The following is a 19,065-nucleotide window of genomic DNA, read 5'->3' as shown; positions in this document are numbered from 1 at the left end:
GCGAATGCTGCCAGTACCACCCCTGGTGCTCTGTTCCTGACCAGAGGAAGCCTAATGAAACCGGAAGGCTGGTCGGTTTAATGTGAAACACGGGCGAGTCAGGCGACGCCCAACTTTCTTAAGTCCTTCATGCTCATTTTTTTGAGACTTCATCCAAGCTACCCCTGCGAAAAGTGTAGTAGGGTGAATACTGCTTTTGTGCCCACCAAACCCACGCCATCTGGCCGATGTCGTGAGCTACTGAACTGTTATGATGGCTACAAAACGTGCCAGCCTATTTAGCTTCATCTACAAAGGAGAATTTCTATGTCAAGAATTTCTGATGAAATTGCGATTGAAGCAATCAAATTTGCGAAAACAAGAGAAACCTTAAATAACCTTTTAAGAGAGAAGGTCATTGAACATAGTTCGGAACGGAATAATATTTCCCCTGATGAGAAAAAGGAGACTCAAGAAGAAACTTCTTTACAAAAGAAACCTTGGTAGAACATTTACTACCTATAAGGAATCTTCGATGTCTTTATTGGAATATTGCATCCCTTGCTTTCCAGAAATAGAAACAAACCTTTTTTTATTAAATCCTGATGATGGCTAGGGCCAACTGTTATATCCACAATAGAAGATGGTTTAATTCTTATTTCAATATATGGAGTTATACCAAACCTTGATTCTCGAAATTTAATTTCGCTGATCTCGGTTTCTTGCAAAAAAACAAAAACCCTTTTTTCTCTTTCTTCTGCAAATCCTATATCTTTGCATATAACCGCGATTTTTATTAACTCATAATTTAACTCACTGAGTATTTCTTCTCTTTGTTTTTCTGTTTGTGCTTGTTCAAATTTTTCCCAATACGAATTGAAGGTTTCTCGAATTAGTTTCGTAGGGTGGATAAGCGTAGCGCATCCACCAAATCACTGTTAAATTCAATGCAGGTGTTCTAGTAAAATCACAATGATTTTGATTGCAAAGGGGATTTCAACAAATGTTTGCCTGAAATCTTGCCGTAAACAATCAATATGATTTTCGTTGTTAAAAGATGGTTTTCTGTTCTTTGTAACGACGGTGAAAAAGTATTTTCCGCCCGTGCTTTGGGCTCGTTGATAGTTGGTTGGTGGATGCGCTACGCTTATCCACCCTACCCCGTTGCACAGGCAATCACGCAACAAGTCCAAACAAGCCCTCGTTTTGTTGAACCATCCCCAGTTCTTCCAAAGCATCAATCACGGGTTGAACAGCGTTTTTGCGAGAACGTTTGAAGCAGTTGGCAATGTCTTCAATCGACAGAGTTTGTGCTGTAATTGGCTCGTTCTGTACCGCCCGCTTTTGACCAGCGTTGAATAAAGGTTTCAATAGTGTTGTCCGACACGGCGACAAAATCCTTAGCAAAAAGACTGATATTAAAACAATATCATAAACTTGCAAAAAACAAAGGGCGAACACTTGGTTCGCCCTGAATCGATACACCCGCCTAACCTACCTTCAAGCCTTCGGCGTCAAATCTTTCGATAAGAAAAACGCATCCGAGAAGAAGCTATCCGCAGGTAACTGACGCTCTTGGATAAAGCTTTGATGCGCGGCTTCGACCACAACCGGCGCACCGCAGGCATAGACCTCATGCCCAGACAAATCCGCAAAATCATCCAACACCGCCTGATGCACAAAACCAGTCCGGCCAGTCCACTGGTCTTCCTCTGTTGCATCAGACACCACCGGCACATAACGGAAATGTGGCAGTTGTTGTGCCCAGCTTTCAGCCATGTGGTGGAAATATAAATCAGCAGGACGACGGCCACCCCAATATAAAGTCATGGGACGCTGAATGTTCTGATGAATCATGTGCTCAATAATGCCTTTAATCGGGGCAAAGCCGGTGCCGCTGGCGAGGAACACAATCGGTTTATCGCTAGATTCATTCAGACAGAATGTGCCTAATGGCCCTTTAAAGCGCAGAATTTCACGCTCTTTCATGGTCTTAAAAACATATTCCGAGAATGTCCCGCCAGCCATGTGACGGATATGCAATTCTAAGAACGCATCATCATGTGGTGCATTCGCTAATGAAAAACTGCGCGCCTTGCCATCGCGCATCAAAATATCAATGTATTGACCGGCCATAAACTGCAAACGCTCACTGGCAGGGATCTTCAGCTTCAACACAGCCACATCGTGGATTTTTTCAATCGACTCAACACGACATGGCAGGGTTTTCACTGGAATTTCACCGGCGCTCGATTCACGCGCTTCAATCACCAACTCACTGCTGCTGGCCTCGGCACAGCATAACAAAGCCTGACCCGCTGCCGATTCTGCCGCAGGTAGGGCTTTTTCTTGATATTGACGGTGTTTCACTTGACCTTCTACCACACGGCCTTTACATGCACCGCAAGCGCCATTACGACAACCATACGGTAAACCAATGTTTTGCCGTAAGGCCGCTTCTAGGATAGTTTCGTGGGCATTGACGCTAAACGAGCGGCCGCTTGGCAACAGCTTGACAGTGGATGCGTTTACTTCAGACATGATAAAGCTACCTTATTCGATCAATTCCGACCTCTGTTAAGCGCAATCCGGCGCCGAACAGGCTTTGCTAGAAAGAAGACAGATTGTGATGCAACACAAAACAGGACGTACTCGGGTATTACTGGTGGGGTGTGGCGACATTGCTTGGCGGGTTTTACCTAAACTTACCCCTCATTACACCGTTTTTTCGCTCTTACGTCGCCCAAGTGAAGCCGCGAGATGGCGGGCGGCAGGGGCAAAGGTGATCATGGGCGATTTAGATCAACCAAAAAGCTTACAACGCTTGGCAGGTTTGGCCATCGATAAGCTATTGATGTTGGCACCCCCGCCAACCTCAGGGCACCAAGACAGCCGCTCAAAAAACCTGATTGCGGCGCTGCAAAAACGGGGCATGCTACCACAACATGTTGTTCTTATCAGCACCAGCGGCGTCTATGGCAATCGGGCAGGCGCATGGCTCAGTGAAACCGCCTCCCCTCATCCTGAATCAGCACGCGCCCAACGGCGTTGGCACGCAGAACAGTTATGGCGCAGCGCCAGCCGGCGGTGGGGTGCGAGTTTGCTGACCTTGCGTGTGCCCGGGATTTATGATGCACAACGGCTACCAATCAGCCGGATCGCCCAAGGCACACCCGCCCTTATCGCCGCAGAAGATGGCTACAGCAACCATATCCATGCCGATGACCTCGCCACGATTTGCGCTAAAGCGCTGCAATGGCATCGCGGTTCGCGGGTGATTCATGCGTGTGATGCCCAACCGATGAAAATGGGAGATTACTTTGATGCCGTTGCCACCGCTTTTGGCCTTCCACTTCTCCCGCGTTTGCCAAGCCAAGCATTACAACAAGTCGTCTCCCCTCAACTGTGGTCATTTTTACGCGAGTCGCGACGTTTAGACTCACAACGCTTGCAACGCGAATTAAAAATTCAACTGCGCTACCCCAGCGTTGCCAGTTTTTTAGCGCAATACCTTGGCGAGAAAGAAGTCGCCCCGCCAAAACTGGTAACATCTCGCCCCTAAAAAAATTTTCTGGATTGAATGATGTCAACCGATCACGACACTGACGCCACTTTAGACGGCGAAAACCCGACTCATCGCCGTATTCGCAGTTTTGTCTTGCGCCAAGGCCATTTATCACGCGCCCAAGAACGGGCGCTGGAAACCTTATTACCGGTCTTTGGTGTGCCTTATCAAACCACACCACCGGATTGGGACAGCGTGTTTGGGCGCACCGCACCGATGATTGTCGAAATTGGCTTTGGCATGGGACAAGCCACCGCCGATATTGCACAAACGCTACCAGACTATAATTTCCTCGGTTTAGAAGTACACAGCCCAGGCGTCGGGAGTTTGTTAAAGCTGGTCGAAGAAAAACAGCTGAGCAACATTCGTGTGGCACAGCATGATGCAGTGGAAGTGCTGCGCGACATGATTGCGCCAAATAGCCTCGCCGGTGTGCATATTTTCTTCCCCGATCCTTGGCACAAAAAACGCCACAACAAACGCCGTTTAATCCAAGCCCCGTTTGTCGCCGATTTAGTCTCGCGTATCGCCCCCGGTGGTTATTTGCATGTCGCAACCGATTGGGAAGACTACGCGATTCAAATTTTAGAGGTGCTGTCGCAAACAGCCGGCTTGGAAAATACTGCCGAAGGCTACGCGGAGAAACCAGCTTATCGACCACAAACCAAGTTCGAAGCACGCGGTCTGCGCTTAGGACATGGCGTGTGGGATATTGTGTTCCGGAAATCAGCCTAACAGCGCCTCAATTTCTGCCAATAAATCACTCGGTTTGGTGGTCGGTGCATAGCGGCCAACCACCTCACCTTGGCGATTGATCAGAAACTTAGTGAAGTTCCATTTAATCGACTCGGTATTTAAGATGCCGGGCTTGGCCTGTGTGAGAAACTGGAATAACGGGTGTGCTTGTGACCCATTCACATCGACCTTGGCAAACATCGGAAAAGTTACCGCAAACCGTGTTTGGCAAAATGTGGCGATTTGCTGCTCATCCCCCGGTTCTTGTCCACCAAACTGGTTGCAGGGAAATCCCAACACTACTAATCCACGATCAGCAAAGTGCTGATACAGTTCTTGCAGACCCTGATATTGTGGGGTGAAGCCGCATTCACTGGCGGTATTGACGACCAACACCACTTGCCCCCGATAATCGGCCATCGCTTGCTCGGTACCATCTAACCGCTTGGCGGTAAAATCGTAAAAACTAGCCATTTCTCTGTTCTCCTGTGTTGACGGCGTGTGGGATAATCCGCCTTCATTCCTATCTTGAACCCTTGCCATGTTTAACCCCAGTCGTGACCAAGCGCGCCAATTTTTGTTTGATACTTGGCGTAAACACCTCAGCCATGAACCCCTGACCGATCTTGAAAAACTGACGCTGGCGGTATTGTTCCAACATCCTGAATATCACGCGATGTTAGGGCAACCAGAACGCTGGCAACAACAAGATTGGCCGCCCGAATTAGGCGAAACCAACCCCTTTCTTCATCTCTCGTTGCATCTGGCGATTGAAGAACAGTTGTCGATTAAACAACCGCACGGGTTGTATGAACTTTATCAACAACTGTGCCTGCAATGTGGGGATGAACACAGCGCCCAACATGAAGTGATGGATGGGCTGACAGAAATGATTTGGTATGCCCAACGCTACCAAACCGCCCCCGATCCAACACGCTATTTAGATGTGTTGCGGCGCAAACTTGGGCAACCAGAACAGGCTAATGCGACTGGCGCTGCAACCGCCACTGGTTCAGACACTGGTCCAACTCATTAAAATTAGCCAACACCGATAGTTGCCCGTGCGAGCGCAAACCACGACATCCGCCGCCGCCGACCCAAATCTCGGTTTGGGGAGGCAATAAATTCAGTAGGGTTTGCACTTGCTCGGCAACATCGCCCTCATACGCTGACGAAAACGATAGCAACACCACATCTACCTGATGTTTGCGCGCAGCAGAAGCAATATCAGAACACGGCATCTCGCAGCCAAATGGCAATGTTTCTGCATTTGCCATCCGCAACACCACCTCCACCATCAGCAGCCCCAGCATGTGCAGTTCTCCCGGGCAGGTCGTCAACAACACCCGAGGGGGGTTCATCGGCAACGACATCCGCGACAGTGTTTCACGCAACAAGCGGTTGATCTGTTCTGAGTAAAAATGCTCTTCGTACACCTGCAATTCGCCACGCATCCAAGCTTCGCCAACCAATTGATTGCAGGTCGCAATAAATTCGCGCACAAAAACCTGCAATCCCAATTCATGTAAGCGGGTTTGTAAAAATGCTTGTACCTGCGCCGGATTATGGCCCAACAACACCCGAATCAGTTCATGACAAGGGGCGGGGGCTTCTAAACGGGGTTGATGGGCTTGCACCTGTTGCAATAACTCGGCCATCGATAAGTTAATAATTTTACCCGGACGAAACCCCATATCCATTAAACGCCGGACGAGGCGGAGTTTTTCCACTTGTTCACGCGCATACAAGCGATCGCCCTGTTCATCGCGGGCAGGTTCGGGAAAACCATACCGACGTTCCCACATCCGCAATAAATCTTTCGAGATACCGGTTTCTCGTTCCACTGCACCGATGGGCAGCCCCATGTTGACATCGCTCATAACTGTTTTCTTAATTGTGTTGACGTGATACACCAAAGCGGCGGAATTATGCCATGTGTCGTTTTATCCGCCGCAACAAAGCGCCGAGCAGCGGAATTTTTTCGTATAACTCACCTGCCGCATCCCAATAATCTCGATGGCTGGTTACCCGTCCATCAGGGGCGAAATGCAGCAGCGTGCCACCATGAATACTCATGGCCTTTCCTTGCCATAAAAAGGTGAAGTCCCACACTAAAAACGCTTTGTCAGTTTGCTCAATCCGTTCCCGTATCACAAAACGCGGCTGTTGCAAGGTGTGAAACATACGTTGAAATAGCGCTTCAATCGCAGCAGTCCCTTGAATACGGTTAAAAGGATCTTGAAACCATGCATCTGGCGCATAGAGCTGATGTAACTGCGGCAGGGTTTGTGGAGAGAGCTGTTCGTACCACGCCACGATGGCAGAACACGAAGTCGTTACGGGTAAATTCATCGCCACACTCGCTTCACTCGGCAAGAGAATACTCTAAGGATAGAGAAATCACTCGCTTTGTCAAAGTATTGTCTTATACGAAACAACAAATATTCGTCTGACTACCGGCAAACATTTGTTCTAAAATCATATTCTTTGACTGAGTCAGGGATAAAAAATGGAAAATATCACCACTGCATCAGGCCTCATCTATTGTGATGAAGTGATCGGAGAAGGCACCGTTGCCACAGCCGGAGAAGAAGTGACCGTTCATTACACGGGTTGGTTGGCTGATAATGGCGAACAATTTGACTGCAGCCGCCAGCGCAAACAGCCCTTTACTTTCCCACTGGGCGCGGGACGCGTCATTAAAGGCTGGGATGAGGGCGTACAAGGGATGAAAGTTGGCGGCAAACGCCGTTTGACCATTCCGGCGGCCTTGGGCTACGGAGCACGAGGCGCAGGTGGTGTTATCCCACCTAACGCCACCTTGGTTTTTGATGTTGAATTGCTGTCGGTAGGCTAAACCGCGGGATTTAACTTAGGCCGATTTCGCCGTCTTACGGCGGCGAAGCCACCACCACACGCCTAAGCCAATCCCAGCCACCGCCAACACCATCAGAATGCCGGATTGCCCACGGTGTACCCATGTCAGCAACCAGTCGCGGTTATTAGCACCAAAATAGCCAAGATAGACCCACACCGGCACACTAATCAGCGCAGCAAAACCATCCATCAATAAAAAACGCCAAAATGACACTCTGCGTGTCATGCCAGCGGTGAGGAAAATCGGCGAACGCAAACCGGGTAGGAAACGGGCAACAAACAGCACCCAATTCCCATACTTAGCAAACTTTTCCTGCACTGCCATAAACCGTTCTTCAGTGAGATAACGGGCGACAAAACGCACTTGCATCACCTTGGTTCCGTACACTCGACCAATGGTAAACATGGTGGCATCACCGACCAGCACCCCCGCCATACCGACAGCAAACATGGTGTGGACATTGGTGTACCCCAAACCAGAGATGATGCCGCCAGCGACCAAGGTAACGTCTTCAGGAATCGGCACCCCAAAGCCGCAGATCAGCAACACAAAAAACACCGCCGCGTAGCCATAATTGGTGAAAAAGTCGGTGAGCAGTTGCAGGATGTCCATATGCTTACGCCTCTTTAATGACTTGCGCGATTTGCTGCGCCCAGCGTTCTGCCAAGCCAGCATCCTCAGCTTCCACCATCACCCGCACCACCGGCTCAGTACCCGACGGCCGCAACACCACGCGGCCTCGCCCTTGTAATGCCGCTTCTGCCTCAGCCAATACTGCCGCCGACGCTTGTTGCCAATCTTGACCATGTAAGCGGACATTGATAAGGGTTTGTGGAAAAGCTTGCCAATCGCGGCAGACTTCGGACAACGATAGGTTAAGATCAAACAAACTGCGCAATACCTGCAACGCCGAGACAATCCCATCACCTGTATTGTGTTTATCTAAACACAACACATGACCCGACGCCTCGCCGCCAATCAACCACGAACGAGCTTGCAACATTTCCAGCACATAACGATCACCGACCTTAGCGCGAGCAAACGGAATATCACGCGCTTGCAGGGCCAGTTCCATCGCCATATTGGTCATCAACGTCCCAACCACGCCGCCTTTTAATTCGTCGCGTTCAGCTCGTGCCCGTGCAATCACATAAATCAGTTGGTCGCCGTCATAGACTTGGCCTTGTTGATCGACCATTAACAACCGGTCGCCATCGCCATCTAAGGCAATACCAAAATCAGCCTCATGCTGTAATACCGCCGCTTGAACCGCACGGGGATACATCGCGCCGGCACGATCGTTGATATTAAAGCCATTCGGTTCAGTGCCAATGCTAATTACATCCGCCCCTAATTCGTGAAAGACCTTCGGTGCAATGTGGTAACTGGCACCATGAGCACAATCGACGACAATTTTACAGCCGCGTAAATTGCGATCGTTCGGGAAAGTGCTTTTACAAAATTCGATATAACGCTCAGCAGCGGCATCCATCCGCCGCGCTCGTCCCAACAAAGCAGAAGGCTTGGTTTGTAATGGCATATCGAGCGCAGCTTCAATTTCTTGCTCGATATGGTCGGCTAATTTGCGTCCACCTTCGGCAAAGAATTTAATGCCATTATCTTGATAAGGATTGTGCGAAGCCGAAATCATCACCCCCGCCGATAAACGCAAGGCGCGGGTTAAATAAGCAACCCCCGGGGTGGGTAACGGCCCAGTCAACAACACATTCACCCCTGCTGCTGTAAAACCCGCTTGTAACGCGGCTTCTAACATATAGCCAGAAATGCGGGTGTCTTTGCCGATTAACACGGTGGGCGTTTGTTGATCGTGATTCACCAACACCCGACCAGCGGCATACGCCAGACGCAACACAAAATCAGGGGTAATTGGTTCTTGCCCCACTTCTCCACGCACCCCATCGGTGCCAAAATATTTTCTTGTCATCATCGTTCCGTTATGCGTACTCGGTCACCGCTTGCCACACTTTTAACGCCTGCACTGTGGCTTTCACATCATGGACGCGAATGATTTTTGCGCCATATTGTACCGACCACAACGCCGCCGCCACACTGGCGCCCAACCGTTCGGTTGCCACCGGTTCATCACAGATTTGCCCCAACATCGACTTACGCGATAGCCCGACTAACAATGGCAGAGGGACACACTCTGTCAACAACGGCAACTGCGCCAACAGTCGCAGATTGTGCGCCAATGTTTTACCAAACCCAAACCCAGGATCAATTAACAAACGTTCGCGGGCAATCCCAACGGACTCACAGGCGTTGACACGCTGTTGTAAGTAATCTGCCACGTCTAACACCACATCGCGGTCATAGTGCGGTGCGCGCTGCATAGTGTCAGGATTTCCTTGTTTGTGCATTAAGCAAATTGCTGCGGAATGAGGTGCCACCGTCGCTAAGGCACCCTCGTCTTCTAAGGCCGATACATCATTAATGAGATCCACCCCAATCGCCAACGCTGCCTGCATCACTACGGTCCGGCGCGTGTCAACCGATAACACTGCACCACAGCCTTGTAATGCTTCCAATACCGGCAACACACGATCCATTTCTTCTTGAATCGACACTGGCGCAGCATTCGGTCGCGTAGATTCACCACCGATGTCAAGAATCGCTGCCCCTGCTTGCAGCAGGCGTTCGGCTTGTTGTAAAGCTTGATCAGGTTTGCAATACACACCGCCATCTGAAAAAGAATCGGGTGTGACATTGAGAATGCCCATCACCAACGGATGGGACAACGACAGTTGATGCCGACCACAGTTGAGAATCTGCATAGATGTGTGCTTACAAAAACGGAGAGCAAAAACAACACCAGCGGCAGAAAGCTGCCGCTGGTGTCATGTCAAAAGACCTTAGGGATCAATGCTCCTGCGCCGGTGTCACCGTGACTTCGGGTGCCGAACCGCTGCTAGGCGAGGAAGGCGTATTGCTCACCCCCATCGAACCGCTTGGTTTAGGTGGACGAGGCGGACGACCATCCATGATGTCGTTGATTTGGTCTGCATCAATGGTTTCCCATTCCAACAACGCGGCGGTCATGGCTTCGACTTTATCGCGATTTTCGTCCAACAGCCGGCGAGCCAAGGCATATTGCTCGTCAATAATGCGGCGGATTTCTGCATCGACTTGCTGCATAGTGGCTTCGGATACGTTCTTATGTGTCGTAACAGATCGACCTAAGAACACTTCGCCTTCATTTTCGCCGTAGACCATCGGGCCCAACTTATCGCTCATGCCATACCGAGTCACCATATCACGCGCCATTTGCGTGGCACGTTCAAAGTCGTTGGAAGCACCGGTCGTCATCTGATTCATGAACAACTCTTCGGCAATCCGACCACCGAACAAAATCGCAATCCGATCCAACAAATAGTTGCGGTCGTAGGCAAAACGATCTTGTTCAGGTAATTGCATGGTCAAACCCAACGCACGGCCACGAGGAATAATCGTGACTTTGTGGACAGGATCGGACTTCGGCAACAACTTGGCGACAATCGCATGACCCGATTCGTGATACGCGGTATTGCGCTTTTCTTCTTCGGACATCACCATGCTGCGACGCTCAGCGCCCATCATGATTTTGTCTTTGGCCGCCTCAAAATCTTCCATGTCCACCATGCGTTTGTTGCGGCGAGCAGCAAACAGCGCGGCTTCATTGGCCAAGTTAGCTAAATCAGCACCAGAAAAACCCGGGGTACCACGTGCCAGAATTTCCGGTTTGACATCATTGCCAATCGGGATTTTGCGGATATGAACATTGATGATCTGCTCACGACCCCGAATATCTGGCAATGGCACCACCACTTGACGGTCGAAACGACCCGGACGTTGTAGAGCAGGATCGAGAACATCGGGACGGTTAGTCGCGGCAATCACAATCACCGTGGTATTGGTTTCAAAACCATCCATTTCGACCAACAACTGGTTCAAGGTTTGTTCGCGCTCGTCATTACCGCCGCCCAAACCGGCACCGCGTTGGCGACCAACGGCATCAATCTCATCAATAAAAATGATGCAAGGCGAGTTCTTTTTCGCATTCTCGAACATATCGCGAACACGAGCCGCCCCCACACCGACAAACATTTCCACAAAGTCAGAGCCCGAGATTGAGAAGAAAGGCACTTTTGCCTCGCCTGCAATCGCTTTGGCCAACAACGTTTTACCCGTACCAGGGGAACCCGCCAGCAAGATACCGCGTGGCACGCGGCCCCCTAGACTTTGATAGCGTGTTGGGTCGCGCAAGTAATCGACGATTTCTTTGACTTCTTCTTTTGCTTCATCACAGCCAGCCACGTCAGCAAACGTCACTGTGTTGCTGTCTTGGTCGAGCATACGCGCCTTGCTTTTGCCAAAACTAAACGCACCGCCCTTGCCACCGCCTTGCATTTGGCGCATGAAAAACACCCACACCCCAATCAATAGCAACATCGGGAACCAGCTAATAAAGAGGTTCATTAAGAATGAAGGCTCTTCCTCTGGTTTGGCAGTAAAGCGGACATTGTTTTTAATCAGATCGTTGACTAACTGCGGGTCGTAGGGCGCATAGGTGGTAAAACTCGACCCACCGGTATAGCGCCCACGCAGCCATTGCCCGCGTAACGGGTGGCCTTCGATGGTCACCGACTGCACACGTCCTGATTGCAGTTCAGTGATAAATTGTGAGTAGTCCACCAGATTTTGGGTTTCTTGGCGGCGATTAAACTGGTTGAATACAGTCATTAAAATCAGACCGATAATCACCCAGATAGCGATATTTTTACCAATATTGTTCAAGAGCGGACTCCTTCCCCTGCTCACTCCCACCACGTGAAACATTCACGCTCGGGTCTATTGTACTCTTTGCTGACCAGCAAGTGTCAGCGCCGCCCACGCCCAAGCAAATAGACTTCGCTTGAACGATCACGAGATGCCTTCGGTTTACGCGAAATTACCTCGGTGAAGCTTTGACGCATCGCAGCTAAAAAACTGGCGAACTCACTACCTTGAAACACTTTGACCAAGAAATTTCCACCGGGTTTCAGTTGGGTTTGCGCGAAATCAAGCGCCAACTCAACTAAATGGGCGGAACGTGCTTGGTCAGCCGTGCGGTTGCCTGACATGTTGGGGGCAATATCGCAAAGCACAAGGTCTAGCGGACGATCTGCTAAAAGCGTGAGGAATTGATTTAAAACGACATCTTCACGAAAGTCGCCTTGAATAAACTCGACCCCCGGCACAGGATCCATCGGCAAAATGTCCAAAGCAAACACTTGCCCTCGACCATCCAAAATTCGCGCCGCCACTTGTGACCAACTGCCGGGAGCACTGCCCAAATCGGCAACCATCATCCCAGGCCGAATCAAATGATCTTTTTCGTTAATTTCCAGCAATTTATAGGCAGCACGTGCACGGTAACCGTCTTTTTGTGCTTGTTGCACCCAATGATCATGCACATGCTCGTTTAACCACGCGGCACTGCTTTTACTGCGCGCCATATCTTTCCTCTTTAGACGGCAAAAAGTCGGGTAAAATCAAGGTTTTTGCCAGACTTACACCATGAAAATCGAATTAACCCCTGCCGAACGGCAATATCTCAAAGGCCTTGCCCACAGCCTCAACCCTGTCGTAATGATAGGCAACCAAGGCTTAAGCGATCCTGTGATGCGCGAAATTTCCATCAGCCTTGATGCACATGAGTTGATTAAAATTCGGGTGCAAGGTGATGATCGCGAACAACGCACGGCAATGATGGAACAAATTTGCGATGAGCTTGATGCCGCGCCCGTACAACACATTGGTAAGTTGTTGGTCATCTGGCGGCCTTCGGACAAAGAAAAAGTCACCCTGCCGAAAGTGAAAAAAGCCTAATTTTTTCGGACAGACAAAAGGCGAGCTCAATCTAGCTCGCCTTATTTTTCTGCTCAGTCCAACTCACACCGCATCCATCACAGATATTGCACGTCGAGCACTTCATATTCGCGCACACCACCGGGGGCCTGCACCTCGGCAATATCGCCAGATTCTTTACCGATCAACGCACGTGCAATCGGTGAATTCACCGAGACTTTGCGAACTTTGATATCCGCTTCATCATCACCGACGATTTGATAACGCACCGTTTCCTCGGTTTCTAAATCCATCAGCTCAACCGTCGCACCAAATACGATACGCCCCTCAGCCTCGATGGTTTTGGGATCGATAATTTGTGCATTGGACAGTTTTGCTTCAATTTCCGCAATCCGGCCTTCAACAAATCCTTGACGCTCTTTTGCTGCGTCATATTCCGCATTTTCAGACAAATCACCGTGACTGCGTGCTTCAGCAATCGCAGCAATTACACTGGGGCGCTCGACGCTTTTCAATCGCTGCAATTCGGCTTTGAGCATCTCGGCACCGACCACGGTCAGGGGGACTTTGATCATGGTGTCATTCTCCAACAGCAGCTTGTTCAACTGCTTTAATAAAAACGTGAGCCGCCGTGAAAGTCACGGCGGCTCGACGGGTTTTAGACATTGCCGGCGATTGTAGCCGGAAAATGCCGAATGGCAAAGTGTTTAGAGACGGGCAAGGTCTTGTAAGCTATACACGTCCAACTCATCCAAGTGCTGCATCCCAATACACACCGCTTTGGCACCCGCCAAAGTGGTATACATCGGCAAGCGCATTTGCAGGGCAGAACGACGGATTGAGTGGCTGTCGTGGATGGCTTGGCGTTTTTCGTCAACGGTATTGATGACCAAACGGATATCACCGTTTTTAATCATATCCACGATATGTGGGCGGCCTTCGGCCACTTTATTGACTTGTTTCACCGCTAAACCAGCTTGGGTAATGGCTTGTGCTGTACCACGCGTTGCCGCCAAATCAAAACCCAGCGCCAACAGCTCGCGTGCCACATCCGCCACCCCTGCCTTGTCAGAATCCCGCACCGACAAGAACACAGTACCCTGTTTTGGCAAACGCTCACCGGCTCCCATTTGCGCTTTGACATAAGCTTCAGCAAAGGTTTTGCCCACGCCCATCACTTCACCGGTCGATTTCATTTCTGGCCCCAGAATGGTATCAACGCCGGGGAATTTAATGAAAGGGAAAACCGCTTCTTTAACAGCGTAATAAGGTGGAATCACCTCACCAGCAACATTTTGCTGATCCAAGGACAGACCAGCCATGCAACGGGCAGCAATTTTAGCCAATGGCTGCGTGGTCACTTTCGACACAAACGGCACCGTCCGCGAAGCACGAGGATTCACCTCCAACACATAGATAGTCGAACCTTGTACCGCAAACTGCACATTCATCAAACCAACCACATTCAAGGCTTTGGCCATCGCTACCGTTTGGCGGCGAATCTCATCTTGAATTTCCATTGGTAAGCTGTATGGCGGCAGCGAACATGCCGAGTCGCCAGAGTGCACACCGGCTTGTTCGATGTGTTGCATAATGCCGCCGATGATGACACGCTGACCATCACTGATAGCATCGACATCCACTTCAATCGCATCATTTAAGAAGCGATCGAGCAACACAGGGCTGTCATTCGATACTTTCACCGCTTCACGCATATAGCGTTCGAGGTCGGCCTGTTCGTGGACAATTTCCATTGCCCGACCACCCAACACATACGAAGGACGCACCACCAACGGATAGCCAATTTCAGCAGCCAATTGGATGGCTTCTGCTGGCGTACGGGCCGTCCGATTAGGTGGCTGTTTCAGATTCAACTCGGCCAGTAATTTTTGGAAACGCTCGCGGTCTTCTGCACAATCAATCATGTCTGGCGTGGTACCGATGATTGGCACCCCGTTCGCCTCCAAGGCACGGGCCAGTTTCAACGGGGTTTGACCACCGTATTGCACGATCACGCCGAACGGCTTTTCCACGTTCACAATTTCCAACACATCTTCTAGCGTCAGTGGTTCGAAGTAGAGACGGTCGGAGGTATCGTAGTCGGTTGACACCGTTTCAGGGTTGCAGTTAACCATGATGGTTTCAAAACCCGACTCACGCAGCGCCAATGCCGCATGAACGCAGCAATAGTCAAACTCAATCCCTTGGCCAATGCGGTTAGGCCCGCCACCCAAGACAATCACTTTTTGTCGATCGCTTGGCTGTGATTCACACTCTTCTTCATAAGTGGAATACATATAGGCGGTGTTGGTTGCAAATTCAGCGGCGCAGGTATCAACGCGCTTATACACTGGGCGTACATTCAATGCCCAACGGTGAGCACGCACGGCACCTTGATCGGTACCCAATAAGGCGGCCAAACGGCGGTCGGAGAAACCCTTACGCTTCAAACGGCGCAATTCGTCTGCGGCCAGCGATTCCACCGTGCGACCTTTTAAGGTTTGCTCTTCGGCAACGATGTCTTCAATTTGTGCCAAGAACCAAGGGTCGATTTTGGAAATATCGAACACTTCATCACGCGACAAACCGGCACGGAACGCATCTGCTACATACAAAATCCGCTCAGGGCCAGCAGAGCCGACTTCGTGACGGATCACATCGAGATCTTGTGTCCGCTCATCAAATCCACATAAACCGGTTTCCAAACCACGCAACGCTTTTTGCATCGATTCTTGCAAAGTACGGCCCATCGCCATCACTTCACCAACCGATTTCATTTGGGTAGTCAAACGGTCATCCGCTTGTGGGAATTTTTCGAATGCAAAACGTGGAATTTTGGTTACAACATAATCGATGGAAGGCTCAAACGACGCGGGTGTGGCACCACCAGTAATATCGTTTTTCAGCTCATCGAGGGTATACCCCACGGCCAATTTTGCCGCCACTTTAGCAATCGGGAAACCAGTAGCTTTCGACGCCAACGCCGAAGAACGCGAGACCCGTGGGTTCATCTCGATCACGATCATTTCACCGTTATCAGGATTCACCGCAAATTGCACATTTGAACCACCGGTATCGACACCAATTTCACGCAACACCGCCAAGCTGGCATTCCGCATGATTTGGTATTCTTTATCGGTCAGCGTTTGTGCTGGTGCGACAGTGATCGAATCACCGGTATGCACACCCATTGGGTCGAAGTTTTCAATTGAACAGATAATGATGCAGTTATCGTTACGATCACGCACCACTTCCATTTCGTACTCTTTCCAACCGAGTACCGATTGTTCAATCAACAGCTCATGAGTCGGCGAGGCTTCGAAACCACGCTCACAAATCGCCAAGAATTCTTCTTTGTTATACGCGATACCACCACCAGAACCGCCCATGGTGAACGAAGGACGAATTAAGGTTGGGAAACCCACTTGCACTTGTGCATCGAGGGCTTGTTCCATCGTGTGGCACACAAACGATTTAGGGCAAGACAACCCAATTTTTTCCATCGCTTCTTTAAAGCGACCGCGATCTTCTGCTTTATCGATGGCGTCTTCTGTCGCGCCAATCAACTCAACTTTGTATTTTTCCAATACACCATGACGGCTTAAATCGAGGGCACAGTTCAATGCAGTTTGCCCACCCATCGTCGGCAAGATGGCATCTGGGCGTTCTTTGGCGATGATTTTTTCTACCATCTGCCAAGTAATCGGTTCGATATAGGTCACGTCAGCCATATCAGGATCGGTCATGATCGTGGCTGGATTTGAGTTGACCAAAATGACGCGATAGCCTTCTTCTCGCAAGGCCTTGCAAGCTTGGGCGCCGGAATAATCGAACTCACACGCCTGCCCAATCACAATGGGGCCGGCGCCGATAATCAGGATACTCTTGAGGTCGGTGCGTTTTGGCATGGACTCAGTTCTCGTAGAATGACAGAATCTTTGAAAGTGGAACCGACAACGGCGACGCCGTGTCGGTGTGTGTCTTAATTTAGGCTAGCCGTCGCCAGTTTGGCACCAAAGCCAATAAACATTGCCCCAACACCCCCTGCCATGGATACCGCCAATTTGCGATGACGGCGGAAACTCGCGGCCAAACGGGCGCCCACAAAAATAATGATGCTTAAGTAGGTGAAGCTACACAGCTGCACAATGCTACCCAACATCAAAAAAGTCAGCGCAGGGTAGGGATACGTTGGGTCAACAAACTGAATAAAGAAAGACACAAAAAACAAAATCGCTTTTGGATTTAACAGGCTGATGACTAATGCGCGCCGGAAAGGATGGCTCGCATCCAGTTTGGGCTCGGCCACAGCGGGCTTGTCGGCAGCAGGTGTGCGCCAGTTTTTCCAAGCCGAGTAGAGCATATTGAGCCCAATCCATGCGAGGTAGGCCGCGCCGATATATTTGAGCACAAAGAACAGCCCCGGCACGGTCTTCAATACCGCCGCCACCCCCGTCGCGGATAACAACATCAGAATGGCATCACCTGTAAATACGCCACACGCCCCAGCATAAGCAGGGCGCACACCACGTCGTGCTGCGACAGACAGCACATAAATCGAATTGGGCCCCGGCAACAACACAATAAAGAGCGTGCCGAGAACGTAAGTGGTCAAATCAGTAATGCCAAACATGGTTCCTGTTCCTGCAAAATGGCTGCGCTTTAGCCACGCGCCTGTTTCATGTTATTGATGAAACGGTCAAACAGGTAGGCAACATCATGGGGGCCAGGGCTGGCCTCAGGATGGCCTTGGAAGCTAAACGCAGGCTTATCAGTTAAAGCAATCCCTTGCACAGTGTGGTCAAACAAACTGCGATGGGTGACACGGACATTCGCCGGCAAGCTGGTTTCGTCCACTTGGAAGCCGTGGTTTTGGCTGGTAATCATCACCCGACCACTGTCTAAATCTTGCACAGGGTGGTTGGCGCCGTGATGACCAAATTTCATCTTGCTGGTTTTGCCACCGCTGGCCAAGCCCAACAGTTGATGCCCCAAACAAATACCGAAGATCGGCAGATTGGTTGCTAACAGTTGTTGGATAGCAGTAATCGCGTAGTCACACGGTTCGGGATCGCCCGGGCCGTTAGACAAGAACACACCATCAGGGTTTAAGGCGAGCACCTCTTGCGCCGAGGTTTTAGCTGGCACGACAGTGAGACGACAACCGCGTTCTGCCAACATACGCAAGATATTGTGTTTGACACCAAAATCGTAGGCAACTACATGGAAAGGGGCGTCGGTGGTTTGGCCATAACCTTGACCCAGTTTCCATTCGGTAGTGTTCCAAGGATAAGGTTCGGTACAGCTCACCACTTGCGCCAAATCTTGCCCTGCCATCGAACCAAAGCCACGAGCCAGTTCAACGGCTTTTGCTTCGTCAATCTCACCTGCCATGATACAACCGGCTTGAGCGCCTTTTTCACGCAATAAGCGGGTGAGTTTACGGGTGTCGATATCAGCGATGGCGACAGTTTGATTGCGAACGAGGTAGGCAGAGAGCGATTCTTCAGCGCGGAAATTCGAATGCAGCAAGGGCAGATTGCGGATAATCAAACCAGCGGCAAACACACCGTTGGATTCCGCATCTTCAGCATTAGCACCCACATTACCAATATGTGGGTAGGTCAAAGTCACGAGTTGTCGGGTATAGGACGGATCGGTCAGGATTTCCTGATAACCGGTGATAGCAGTGTTAAACACCACTTCACCGACAGTGTGGCCGGTCGCGCCGATCGACACGCCACGGAAAAGGGTTCCGTCGGCGAGCGCAAGAAGGGCGGGAGTCTGGGTCACGAGTTGCTCCTGGTAGGTATGGCGAAAGCGGAAAATACAAGCGATAGATATGAAGAACGGGACAAGGCGCATTCGCCCGTCCCGTTTTCTTAAACCCTTTAATTATAGCCGCTAGGCGGGGTGTTGCGCAAATTAGGCACGATGGCGGTTTGCCGACGCAATGTTTTGCGGAGAATCTCGCCAAGTGCAGTCAACACACGGTTGATCGAAAAAAATCAATCCCATCATCTAACCGGCTAAAAGGCGTTGCCATCGGCTTTTAGCGGGT

20 protein-coding genes are annotated in these 19,065 nt (G+C 50.4%); 6 read left to right on the top strand and 14 right to left on the bottom strand.

All coding sequences use genetic code 11. The features are described from left to right. Positions 1-306: 306 nt before the first annotated feature. Positions 307-486, top strand: coding sequence for a hypothetical protein (locus G465_RS0102645; RefSeq protein ID WP_022652937.1), 180 nt, complete (start codon positions 307-309; stop codon positions 484-486). A 669-nt stretch (positions 487-1,155) separates the two neighbouring features. Here G465_RS0102645 and G465_RS0102640 read toward each other — a convergent pair. Continuing rightward, the gene (locus G465_RS0102640; RefSeq protein ID WP_022652936.1) at positions 1,156-1,350 is read right to left on the bottom strand and encodes a hypothetical protein; all 195 of its coding nucleotides are present in this window, start codon (positions 1,348-1,350) and stop codon (positions 1,156-1,158) included. A gap of 129 nt (positions 1,351-1,479) precedes the next feature. Then, positions 1,480-2,520, bottom strand: coding sequence for a CDP-6-deoxy-delta-3,4-glucoseen reductase (locus tag G465_RS0102635; protein ID WP_022652935.1), 1,041 nt, complete (start codon positions 2,518-2,520; stop codon positions 1,480-1,482). Between the two features lie 88 nt (positions 2,521-2,608). Between G465_RS0102635 and G465_RS13180 the strand changes: the two genes are divergently transcribed. Together G465_RS13180 and trmB are read left to right on the top strand one after the other, a co-directional pair. After that, positions 2,609-3,541, top strand: a complete 933-nt coding sequence (locus tag G465_RS13180) for an NAD-dependent epimerase/dehydratase family protein (protein WP_022652934.1) — start codon at positions 2,609-2,611, stop codon at positions 3,539-3,541. A gap of 18 nt (positions 3,542-3,559) precedes the next feature. Continuing rightward, positions 3,560-4,279, top strand: coding sequence for a tRNA (guanosine(46)-N7)-methyltransferase TrmB (gene trmB, locus G465_RS0102625; RefSeq protein ID WP_081642671.1), 720 nt, complete (start codon positions 3,560-3,562; stop codon positions 4,277-4,279). Here trmB and G465_RS0102620 read toward each other — a convergent pair. Next, positions 4,271-4,753: a glutathione peroxidase gene (locus G465_RS0102620; protein WP_022652932.1), complete on the bottom strand. Its 483-nt coding sequence runs from the start codon at positions 4,751-4,753 to the stop codon at positions 4,271-4,273. The genes trmB and G465_RS0102620 overlap by 9 nt on opposite strands. 67 nt (positions 4,754-4,820) lie before the next feature. Between G465_RS0102620 and G465_RS13175 the strand changes: the two genes are divergently transcribed. Beyond that, positions 4,821-5,315 carry a DUF1841 family protein gene (locus tag G465_RS13175; RefSeq protein WP_022652931.1) on the top strand — a complete coding sequence of 165 codons (495 nt, stop codon included), beginning with the start codon at positions 4,821-4,823 and terminating at the stop codon, positions 5,313-5,315. Here G465_RS13175 and G465_RS0102610 read toward each other — a convergent pair. Further along, positions 5,260-6,159 (bottom strand): MerR family transcriptional regulator, encoded by a 900-nt coding sequence (locus tag G465_RS0102610; RefSeq protein ID WP_022652930.1) that lies wholly within the window; start codon positions 6,157-6,159, stop codon positions 5,260-5,262. The two genes, G465_RS13175 and G465_RS0102610, sit on opposite strands and share 56 nt — an antisense overlap. Before the next feature lie 46 nt (positions 6,160-6,205). After that, on the bottom strand, positions 6,206-6,655 hold the full coding sequence (locus G465_RS0102605) for a nuclear transport factor 2 family protein (protein WP_245556737.1): 450 nt from the start codon (positions 6,653-6,655) through the stop codon (positions 6,206-6,208). A 133-nt stretch (positions 6,656-6,788) separates the two neighbouring features. Here G465_RS0102605 and G465_RS0102600 point away from each other — a divergent pair, with 133 nt between their 5' ends. Further along, positions 6,789-7,136 (top strand): FKBP-type peptidyl-prolyl cis-trans isomerase, encoded by a 348-nt coding sequence (locus G465_RS0102600; RefSeq protein ID WP_022652928.1) that lies wholly within the window; start codon positions 6,789-6,791, stop codon positions 7,134-7,136. A gap of 15 nt (positions 7,137-7,151) precedes the next feature. On the opposite strand, the gene G465_RS0102595 is transcribed toward G465_RS0102600, so the two are convergent. The 5 genes from G465_RS0102595 to G465_RS0102575 all read right to left on the bottom strand — a co-directional run bounded on the left by G465_RS0102595 (position 7,152) and on the right by G465_RS0102575 (position 12,652). Continuing rightward, a complete protein-coding gene (locus G465_RS0102595) occupies positions 7,152-7,769 on the bottom strand; it encodes a DedA family protein (protein ID WP_022652927.1) in 618 nt (205 codons plus the stop codon). A gap of 4 nt (positions 7,770-7,773) precedes the next feature. After that, positions 7,774-9,102, bottom strand: a complete 1,329-nt coding sequence (glmM, locus tag G465_RS0102590) for a phosphoglucosamine mutase (RefSeq protein WP_027405104.1) — start codon at positions 9,100-9,102, stop codon at positions 7,774-7,776. Between the two features lie 10 nt (positions 9,103-9,112). Then, positions 9,113-9,952 carry a dihydropteroate synthase gene (gene folP / locus G465_RS0102585; protein WP_022652925.1) on the bottom strand — a complete coding sequence of 280 codons (840 nt, stop codon included), beginning with the start codon at positions 9,950-9,952 and terminating at the stop codon, positions 9,113-9,115. Positions 9,953-10,037: 85 nt separating this feature from the next. Then, the gene (ftsH, locus tag G465_RS0102580; RefSeq protein ID WP_022652924.1) at positions 10,038-11,951 is read right to left on the bottom strand and encodes an ATP-dependent zinc metalloprotease FtsH; all 1,914 of its coding nucleotides are present in this window, start codon (positions 11,949-11,951) and stop codon (positions 10,038-10,040) included. Positions 11,952-12,034: 83 nt separating this feature from the next. Then, positions 12,035-12,652, bottom strand: a complete 618-nt coding sequence (locus G465_RS0102575; protein ID WP_022652923.1) for an RlmE family RNA methyltransferase — start codon at positions 12,650-12,652, stop codon at positions 12,035-12,037. Positions 12,653-12,713: 61 nt separating this feature from the next. Here G465_RS0102575 and yhbY point away from each other — a divergent pair, with 61 nt between their 5' ends. Further along, positions 12,714-13,025 carry a ribosome assembly RNA-binding protein YhbY gene (yhbY, locus tag G465_RS0102570; RefSeq protein ID WP_022652922.1) on the top strand — a complete coding sequence of 104 codons (312 nt, stop codon included), beginning with the start codon at positions 12,714-12,716 and terminating at the stop codon, positions 13,023-13,025. Positions 13,026-13,102: 77 nt separating this feature from the next. Here yhbY and greA read toward each other — a convergent pair whose 3' ends face one another. The 4 genes from greA to carA all read right to left on the bottom strand — a co-directional run bounded on the left by greA (position 13,103) and on the right by carA (position 18,797). Further along, positions 13,103-13,579 (bottom strand): transcription elongation factor GreA, encoded by a 477-nt coding sequence (gene greA / locus G465_RS0102565; RefSeq protein ID WP_022652921.1) that lies wholly within the window; start codon positions 13,577-13,579, stop codon positions 13,103-13,105. A gap of 132 nt (positions 13,580-13,711) precedes the next feature. Then, positions 13,712-16,912, bottom strand: a complete 3,201-nt coding sequence (gene carB / locus G465_RS0102560; RefSeq protein ID WP_022652920.1) for a carbamoyl-phosphate synthase large subunit — start codon at positions 16,910-16,912, stop codon at positions 13,712-13,714. 74 nt (positions 16,913-16,986) lie between these two features. Next, positions 16,987-17,637, bottom strand: coding sequence for a leucine efflux protein LeuE (gene leuE, locus G465_RS0102555; RefSeq protein ID WP_022652919.1), 651 nt, complete (start codon positions 17,635-17,637; stop codon positions 16,987-16,989). Positions 17,638-17,666: 29 nt separating this feature from the next. Then, complete coding sequence (gene carA / locus G465_RS0102550; RefSeq protein ID WP_022652918.1) at positions 17,667-18,797, bottom strand: glutamine-hydrolyzing carbamoyl-phosphate synthase small subunit; 1,131 nt, start codon at positions 18,795-18,797, stop codon at positions 17,667-17,669. Positions 18,798-19,065 lie beyond the last annotated feature (268 nt).

The sequence above is a fragment of the Aquaspirillum serpens DSM 68 genome (genome assembly GCF_000420525.1).
GTDB lineage: Bacteria > Pseudomonadota > Gammaproteobacteria > Burkholderiales > Aquaspirillaceae > Aquaspirillum > Aquaspirillum serpens.
This window is presented reverse-complemented; position numbering and strand designations above follow the sequence as displayed.